Below are 311 nucleotides of genomic sequence, written 5' to 3' on the forward strand. Positions count from 1 at the left end.
CGCAAGGCTCCGTGCAGACCCAGCGTGATCTCCGTCTGCATGTCGGCCAGCTTCTTCTGGATCAGCTGGGTCGCCGCCAGCGGACGGCCGAACATCTTCCTGTCCATCGTGTACTGGCGCGCCTGATGCCAGCAGAACTCCGCAGCCCCCATGGCGCCCCACGAGATGCCGTAACGGGCGTTGTTCAGGCAGCCGAACGGTCCCTTGAGGCCCTTGACGTTGGGCAGCAGGTTTTCCTCGGGCACGAACACGTCGTCCATCGCGATGCCGCCGGTGATCGAGGCGCGCAGGCTGAACTTGCCCTCGATCTT

Annotated in this window: 1 protein-coding gene; it reads right to left on the reverse strand. The window is 64.6% G+C overall.

From position 1 onward, the window contains the following. Positions 1-311, reverse strand: a 311-nt coding sequence (locus N826_RS39420; protein WP_044438159.1) for an acyl-CoA dehydrogenase family protein, incomplete at both ends; no start/stop codon positions are given.

This window comes from Skermanella aerolata KACC 11604 (assembly GCF_000936425.1).
GTDB lineage: Bacteria > Pseudomonadota > Alphaproteobacteria > Azospirillales > Azospirillaceae > Skermanella > Skermanella aerolata.